Below are 7,366 nucleotides of genomic sequence, written 5' to 3' on the forward strand. Positions count from 1 at the left end.
CTCCGGCGAGGGCGCCGGCCATCAGCACCGCGTCGTGGACGCCGCTGTTCATGCCCATCCCGCCGAGCGGGTGTTGACGTGCGCGGCGTCGCCCGCCAGCAGGACACGGCCCGCCCGGAACCGGACGGCCGCCCTCTGGTGGACCCGGTACAGGCTCGCGTGCGCGATGTCCCACCCGGTCTCGGCGACGCCGCCGAGCCGCTCGGGCAGCCGGGCCAGCTCGTCCCCGTCCGGGGTGCCTTCGGGCGTGGGGAACAGCACGCGCCAGTGGTCGGGGGTGCGCAGCAGCACCAGCCATTCGTCGGGGTCGAACACGTAGTTCACGTCGGCGATGCCGGGGAGCAGCGACGCCACGTCGGTGCCGGTGGAGGCGACGAGGAAGCGCTCGGGGTAGGTGAGGCCGGCGAACTCCACGCCGGCGCACCGCCGGACGGCCGATCCGGCGCCGTCCGCGCCGATGAGCCAGCCGCCCCGGTGCCGCGTCCCGTCCCCGGCGGTCACCTGGACGCCGCCGGCGTGCGTGAGGACGTCGCGCACGCGCTCCCCGAACCGCACGTCGCCGCCCGCCCTGCGCAGGTGCTCCACCAGCGCCGCCGTCAGGCCGACGGGCCCCGCGCCCGCGACCAGGACCCGGGTCACGCGTCGTCCCCGGGCCGCAGGTCGTCCCCGGAGTGCAGGGCGTACGCGTTCTCCACGCCCACCACCTGCGGGTTGGTGAAGAACCGGAACGTCTCGGCGGTGCCCTCCTCGCCCAGTCCGGACGCGCCCCAGGCGGGACGGGGCGCGAACAGGTGCAGGCTCATGACGCTCGACCCGTTGACCTTGACCTCGCCGGCGCGGATCCGGCCGGCGACCGCCAGCGCCGCGTCCTCGTCGGTGCCGGCGACGTGGCCTTCGAGGCCGTAGCCGGTGCCGTTGGCCAGGTCCACCGCCTCGTCGAGCGTCCGGTAGGGGTGGACGGTCGCGACCGGGCCGAAGATCTCCTCGGTGACGCGGGCGGGGTCCACGCCGGTGACCAGCGCGGGCGCCAGGTAGTTGCCCTCGGCGGGGACCTTGGTGGGCGCGATGACCCGGCCGCCGAGCGCGTCGCGCCGCCCTTCGACGAGGGCGCGGTGCCGCGAGTGCACCAGCGGGCCGAGGCCGCTGTCGTCCAGCGGCGGCCCCGCGCGCAGGGCCTCTAGGCGCCCGGCGGCCTCGTCCAGCACGGCGTCCTGGATGTCCGCCGGCAGGATGAGGCGGCCGAGGCCCCGGCACCACTGGCCGTTGAGCGTGGTCAGCAGGTCGACGGCGGCGCGGGCGGCCCGTCCGGGGCCGGCGTCCGGCATCACGATCAGGGGGTTGTTGCCGCCCAGCCCCAGCTGGACGGGCTTGAGCCCGGCGGCGCAGGCGGCGGCGACCGACGCGCCGCCCGCGGCGCCTCCGGTGAACGACACCGCCCGGACGCGCGGGTCGCCGGTCAGGCGGGGCGCCGGCCGCCGCGTCCCCGTGGACGAGCTGGAACACCCCGCCGGGGACGCCGTGCGCGGCCAGCGCGCCGGCGACGGCCTCGGCGAGGACCTGGGTGCCGTGCGGCGCGTACTCGCTGGGCTTGAGGATCACCGGGCAGCCCGCGGCCAGCGCGCCGGCGGCCTTGTGCGCCGCCATCGGCGCGGGCGCGTTCCACGGGACCAGGCACAGCGCGGGCCCCCACGGCAGCCGCCGCACCTGCACCGCGCGGCCGTCCTCGCGGCGCAGGACCGCGGTGGTGCCGTTCCGCAGCTGCGCGGCGGCCAGCCGGAAGGATCCGGTCACGATCATGCCGAGCGGGAGGGTCTGGCGGAGCGGGACGCCCGTCGCGGTGGCCTCCAGCCGGACGATGTCGCCGAGCACCGGTTCCAGCGCGTCCGCGATCTCGTCGAGCAGGCCGGCGCGGTCGCCGCGGGCGGCCCGGTCCCCGGCCGCCGCCTCGGCCGCGGCCAGGGCCCGCTCGGTCCGGTCCTCGCCCGTGGCGGCGGCGGGGCCGAGCGCCAGCCCGGTCGCCGGGTCCTCCAGGACGAGGTCCAGTTCGCCGGTGCAGCGGGCCCACTCGCCGTCGACGAGGTCGCGCTGCGGCCCGGTCGCTCCCGCGCCCCTGTTCGTCTCCGCGCGGTCGGCCACTTCTGCACGCTCGCGAACAGGTCGTTCTCCCGGGCCTCGGTGACGACCTGCGCGGCCTCCAGCCTGCCGCGCTCGGCGGGGAACGTCATCACCAGTCCCATCGCCAGGTCGCGCATGCCCCGGCCGATGACGCCGTCGAGCGTCGCCGCCGACGTGCCGCACGCCTTGAACGCGCCCAGCGCGACCTGGTAGCACGACTCGGCGATGTCGCCCTTGGCGATCCGCCACTGCCGGTACACGTCCCGCTTGGGCAGCAGCGGCGGGTCGCTGGTCTCCAGCTGGAGTTGCCGGCGGATCCACAGGTAGGCGGTCTCCAGCCGCTCGGTCATCTCCCCGATGATCACCTGGTGCATGGGGGAGGAGGCGATCGGCCGCCCGGAGTCGGCGAACGTCGCCCGGGTGAGGCGGTCGAGGGCGAAGTCGTAGACGGACTGGGCCGTGCCGAGGTAGCACGCCGAGATCGCCAGCTGGTTGCCGACGAAGCTGCCCCGGCTCTCCTCGCTGGCGAAGTTGGCCATCCACGTCCCGGCGGCCATCCGCGTCAGGACCTTCCCGGCGGACGCCCGGACCGGTCCCGCCTCGTCGGCGGCGAAGCGGTGCAGCGCGGCGGCCAGGCCGGTGTCGGCGATGACGGCCGATTCGGGCAGCGGATCGGCGAGCTGGCCCCAGGCGCGGGAGTGGAACAGCAGCGGGGCGGTGCGGCGCGGGACGCGCGCGGCGGTGACCTCGCCGACGAAGATCGTGTGGTCGCCGCCGGGGTAGGCGTGCGCGACCCGGCAGTCCAGCCAGGCGAGCGCGGCGTCGAGCACGGGCGCCCCGGTGGGCGCGGCCGTCCAGTCCTGCCCGGCGAAGCGGTCGCCGGGCGCGTGGCCGGCGAAGCCGTGCCCGATCGCGGCCTGGTCCTCGCCGAGGATGCTGACCGCGAAGGCGCCGCTGCGCTCGACCAGCGCGTGGGTGTGGATGCCGCGGGCGAGGCAGACCAGCACCATCGGCGGGTCGAGGCTGACGCTGCTGAACGAGCTCGCGGTCATGCCGTGCCAGCCGTCCGCGGTGGTGGTGACGACCGCGACGCCCGTCGGCCACTGGCCCAGCACCGTCCGGAAGGTCTGCGCGTCGACCCCCACGGCATCGGCCTTTCGTTTCGCGTATGGAAACATCGTATCGATCACGGTAACGACGCTCGTCGGCTCATGTCAACGGCCGTGTGCCGATGTTTCGCTACGGGAAACGGATTGCCCTAAACTGGCGCCGTCCGCCCCGACGTCCCGAGAAGGAGCCGCAGTGACGCGCAGTGCTACGAACCAGGGCGACCGCGCCGCCGAGGAGGGCGAGGGGCAGAGCCGGTCGATCGCGGCGGTGGAGCGGGCGATGGACGTGCTGCTGCTGTTCGGCCGCAGCTCCCGCCCCGATCTCGGCGTCACCGAGATCGCCACCGAGCTGGGGCTGACCAAGGCGGCCGTGCACCGCATCCTGACCGCGCTGCGCAGCCGCGAGCTGATCACGCTGGATCCGGGGACCCGCCGCTACGCCCTCGGGCACGCCGCGATCGCGCTCGGCCGGGCCTACCTGGCCCGGATGGACCTGCGCGCGCTGGCCGCGCCCGAGCTGCGGCGCCTGGCCCAGGAGGTGGGGGAGACCGCCACGCTGTCGATCCGGCGGGGCGACACCCGGCTGTACGTCGACCAGGTCGTGCTGCCGCACGAGCTGCGCGTCGAGGTCAGCCTCGGGATCCCCTACCCGCTGCACGCGGGCAGCTCGTCCAAGGCGATCCTGGCGTTCCTCGACGACGCCGAGGTGGAGGGCTACATGGAGCGTCATCCGCTGGAGGCGCTGACCGAGCGGACCATCGTGGAGGCGGAGCGGCTCCGCGAGGAGCTGGCGGCGGTGCGCGAGCGCGGGTACGCCGGCTCCACGGGCGAGCGCCAGGAGGGCACCGCCTCCGTCGCCGCCCCGATCTTCGACCACGACGGGCGGGTCATCGCGGCGCTGAGCGCGGCCGGGCCGCTGACCCGGTTCAAGCCCCGGATGGGCGAGTGCGCCCCGCTGGTCGTCGGGGCCGCGTCCCGGGTCTCCGCCCAGCTCGGCCACCGCGGCTAGCGCCGCGTCACAGATCGGCGCCCGGCTTGAGGATGCCGAGGGCGCCGGCGCTCAGGACCGCGGCCCAGATTCCGAACACGTACGGCAGGCAGCCGTCCACCGACCGCTTGAGCGCTCGCTCGACCTCGGGGGTGGAGCCGCCGCCCATCCCCGCACGGCATCTGGCCTGGGGGCTGACCGCCGCCGTCGCGCTGGTCGCGGTGCTGCGGCGGACGGCCCGCTCGGTGCGCACCGTGCCGTTCCTGCTGCTGGCCGCGGCCGCCGCGCCGCCGCTGATGGCGACCGCGCCGGGGCCGGTGCGGCTGGCGGCGGGCTTCGCGGTGGCGACCGCCGCCGGCTGCCTCGCCGCCGCCCTCGACCGGGCGGTCCTGCGGCCGCTGCCCGACGACCGGCGCCCGGCGGCGGCGGGACTCACCGCCGTGGCCGCCGTGCTCGGCGGCCTGGCCGGGTTCGGCTGCGCCACCCTGCTCCGCGGCGTGGCCGCCGAAGGTTCGGCGCTGACGCTGACGGCCGTCCCGGTGGCGCTGGGCGCCGTGCTCGCGGCCCGCGTGCGGGGGCCGGTCACCGAGCCGGGGTTCCTGGACGTGCGGGCCCTGTCGGTCCGGCGCGGCCCCGTGCCGCTGCGCGGCGTCGCGCTGCGCGCGGACGCCGGCGAGTGCATCGCGGTGTTCGGCGCCGGGTCGCGGACGCTGCTCGCCGCGCTGGGCGGGACCGTCCCCGCGCGGGGACGGATCCGGCTCGGCGGCGCCGACCTCGCGGCGGTCCCGGCGGGGCGGCGGATGCGGCTCGGGCTGTGCCCTCTGGCGGCGCCGGTGCCGGGCGCGGCGGACGGGCGCACCGTCGCCGGCCGCCTCGCCGACCACGCCCGCGCCCTGGGCCACACCGACCCGCCCGCGGCCGCCGCCGCGGTCCTGGAGGTCTTCCCGCCGCTGCGCCGGTGCGGCGGCGAACCCGCGGGCGCCCTCGGCGAGGCCGAACGCGAGCTGCTCGGCGTCGCCGAGGCGCTGCTGACCCGTCCCAAGCTGCTGCTGGCCGACGGCGTCGTCGCCGGTCCCTACGGCGAGGCGGCGCGGACCGTGCTGCGCCGGCTCGCCGCCTCCGGCACGGTGATCGTCCTTACCGGGCCTCCCGTCCCGGCGGCCCTCGACCTCGCCTCCCGGGCCTACGTCCTCGACCGGGGGCGCGTCGCCGCCGAACTCGCCCGGCCCAGGCCCGACCAGGTCCTCCGGCTGCTGCCGGGGAACCCCGACGCAGGAGATGCCGCCTCGTGATCGTGCCAGCGCTCGCCGCCCTCGCGTTCGCCTCGCCCGCCGCGGCCCCCGGCGGGGACGCGCCCGCCATCGAGGTCAGCAAGTTCGCCGACCTGTCCGAGGGCGAGCGGATCACCGTGTCCGGGACGGGTTTCCGCCCCGGTCTGAAGTCGGTGGCCGTCGGGCTGTGCAGGGAGGGCTACACCAACGGCCTCAAGGACTGCGACCTCGGCGGAGGCGCGACGTTCGTCAACATCGACGGCAAGGGCGCCTTCACCGGGGTCACGCTCAAGGCCCGTCCGAAGTTCAACGCCATCGACTGCATGACGCGCCAGTGCGTGATCGGCGCCGCGCCGCTGCCCACCACCAACCCGCCCGCCGTCGTCAAGGCCAACACCGCGATCGTCCGGGTCGGCTTCACGGGGTCCTCGTTCAAGGGCGGCGCCGTCTTCGCCGCCCCGGGGCCCGGCACCGGCGGCCCCTCGGCCCCGCTGTGGGCCGCCACGGCCGTCCTCATCGCCGGCGCCGGCGCCGGGGCCGCCGCCGTCGTCGTCCAGCGCCGTGACACCCCCGCCACCGATGTAAGGAGCACACCATGAACCGAGTCCGGCGCCATCGCCGCGATAGCGGGCGCGTGCGTGCTGGCGCTCGCGCAGCCCGCCCTCGCCGCGCCGAAGATCAACGCGAGCAAGACCACCGGACTGAAGGCCGGCGAGACCATCACCGTCCAGACCTCCGGCTTGGCCGCGACGAACGCCTCCATCGTCGGATGGACGACGTTGTCGATGGGCAGGTACGGGCGCTCCGGACCCCACGGGCCGAGTCCCGTGGTGGCGATCTGCCCGTACGCGCACACCCGCGCCAATGACCCGCCGGCCTCCGCGGGCGCGGAGGCGGGCACGGAGGCGGGCACGGAGGCGGTGCCCGCGGAGAGCAGGAGGCAGGTTCCCAGTGCCGAGGCCAGGACCGGCCCCCGTGATCTCGTCGGCATGACCGTCCCCTCAGACCGGGCCAGTGTTTCGCTTAAGGAAACAGTGTTTCACTCACATTTTCAAGGGGACCCGCCGCGGCACCCCCGCGGTTCCGGCGTTTCACGCCAAGTGCTCCAATTGGGGCATGTGCACGGCGATCATCAGTATCGACCCCGCCTCCCCGGTCCCCGTTCTGCTGGTCGGCGTGCGGGACGAGTTCGTCGCCCGCGACTGGGAGCCGCCCGGGCGGCACTGGCCGGACCGGCCGGGGCTGCTCGGCGGGCGCGACCTGCGCGCCGGCGGCACCTGGCTCGCCGTGGACCCGGACGCGCCCCGCGCCGGGCTGGTACTGAACGGCCGCGGCCGGATGGCGCCGGAGGAGGGGCGCGTGTCCCGCGGCGGGCTGCCGCTGCGGGTCGCCGCCGACGGCAAGCTCGGCCGCCCGGACCTGGCGGCGCACGACCCGTTCCACCTCGTCGCCGCCGAGCCCGGCCGCGTGCGGCTGTGGGGCTGGGACGGCGCCGCGCTCACCGAACGCGACCTCGGCCCCGGCCTGCACATGATCGTCAACAGCGGGCTGGAGGGCGAGGGGCAGCTGGAGGGCGAGACCGAGGACGCCTACATGGCGGCGCGGCTCGCGCACTTCCGGCCGCGGCTGGCCGCCGCGCCGCGCCCCGTGCCCGGCCGGGACGAGCCGGTGGACCGCGCGTGGGGCGACTGGCTGGCGCTCGTGAACGGAGACGGCCTGCCCCGCGCCGACCACCGGGCCCTGCTGCCGCTGCTCGACCTCGGCGACGGCCGGGTGTGGGGTACCACGTCCGTCAGCCTCGTCGCGCTCGCCGGGACCGGCGTCCGCTACGACTTCTCCGCCGTCCCCGGCGACCCCGCCGCCTGGACCCGGGTCCTGTGACC

General features: G+C 76.5%; 8 protein-coding genes. 4 read left to right on the forward strand and 4 right to left on the reverse strand.

Translation table 11 applies throughout. The features are described 5' to 3' along the window. Window positions 1-48: 48 nt before the first annotated feature. From E1281_RS07910 to E1281_RS07920, 3 genes are all read right to left on the reverse strand, one after another. On the reverse strand, window positions 49-639 hold the full coding sequence (locus E1281_RS07910; RefSeq protein WP_207943170.1) for an FAD-dependent monooxygenase: 591 nt from the start codon (window positions 637-639) through the stop codon (window positions 49-51). Continuing rightward, window positions 636-1,460, reverse strand: a complete 825-nt coding sequence (locus E1281_RS41130) for an aldehyde dehydrogenase (RefSeq protein ID WP_207943169.1) — start codon at window positions 1,458-1,460, stop codon at window positions 636-638. The genes E1281_RS07910 and E1281_RS41130 overlap by 4 nt, the downstream gene beginning before the upstream one ends. Before the next feature lie 333 nt (window positions 1,461-1,793). After that, window positions 1,794-3,260, reverse strand: a complete 1,467-nt coding sequence (locus E1281_RS07920; RefSeq protein ID WP_165958823.1) for a flavin reductase — start codon at window positions 3,258-3,260, stop codon at window positions 1,794-1,796. A gap of 157 nt (window positions 3,261-3,417) precedes the next feature. On the opposite strand from E1281_RS07920, the gene E1281_RS07925 reads away from it, so the two are divergent. Next, window positions 3,418-4,233, forward strand: coding sequence for an IclR family transcriptional regulator (locus tag E1281_RS07925; RefSeq protein WP_243716695.1), 816 nt, complete (start codon window positions 3,418-3,420; stop codon window positions 4,231-4,233). A 7-nt stretch (window positions 4,234-4,240) separates the two neighbouring features. Here the strand turns inward: E1281_RS07925 and E1281_RS40045 are convergent, their stop codons facing one another. Further along, the gene (locus E1281_RS40045; protein ID WP_165958822.1) at window positions 4,241-4,381 is read right to left on the reverse strand and encodes a hypothetical protein; all 141 of its coding nucleotides are present in this window, start codon (window positions 4,379-4,381) and stop codon (window positions 4,241-4,243) included. Between E1281_RS40045 and E1281_RS40050 the strand changes: the two genes are divergently transcribed. The 3 genes from E1281_RS40050 (at window position 4,365) to E1281_RS07935 (ending at window position 7,364) form a co-directional block, all read left to right on the forward strand. Then, a complete protein-coding gene (locus tag E1281_RS40050; RefSeq protein ID WP_165958824.1) occupies window positions 4,365-5,504 on the forward strand; it encodes a hypothetical protein in 1,140 nt (379 codons plus the stop codon). The two genes, E1281_RS40045 and E1281_RS40050, sit on opposite strands and share 17 nt — an antisense overlap. Further along, window positions 5,501-6,082 carry a neocarzinostatin apoprotein domain-containing protein gene (locus E1281_RS40055; RefSeq protein WP_165958825.1) on the forward strand — a complete coding sequence of 194 codons (582 nt, stop codon included), beginning with the start codon at window positions 5,501-5,503 and terminating at the stop codon, window positions 6,080-6,082. The genes E1281_RS40050 and E1281_RS40055 overlap by 4 nt, the downstream gene beginning before the upstream one ends. A gap of 517 nt (window positions 6,083-6,599) precedes the next feature. Beyond that, window positions 6,600-7,364 (forward strand): NRDE family protein, encoded by a 765-nt coding sequence (locus E1281_RS07935; RefSeq protein ID WP_131876492.1) that lies wholly within the window; start codon window positions 6,600-6,602, stop codon window positions 7,362-7,364. Window positions 7,365-7,366 lie beyond the last annotated feature (2 nt).

The organism is Actinomadura sp. KC345 (genome assembly GCF_004348515.1).
Taxonomy (GTDB): domain Bacteria; phylum Actinomycetota; class Actinomycetes; order Streptosporangiales; family Streptosporangiaceae; genus Spirillospora.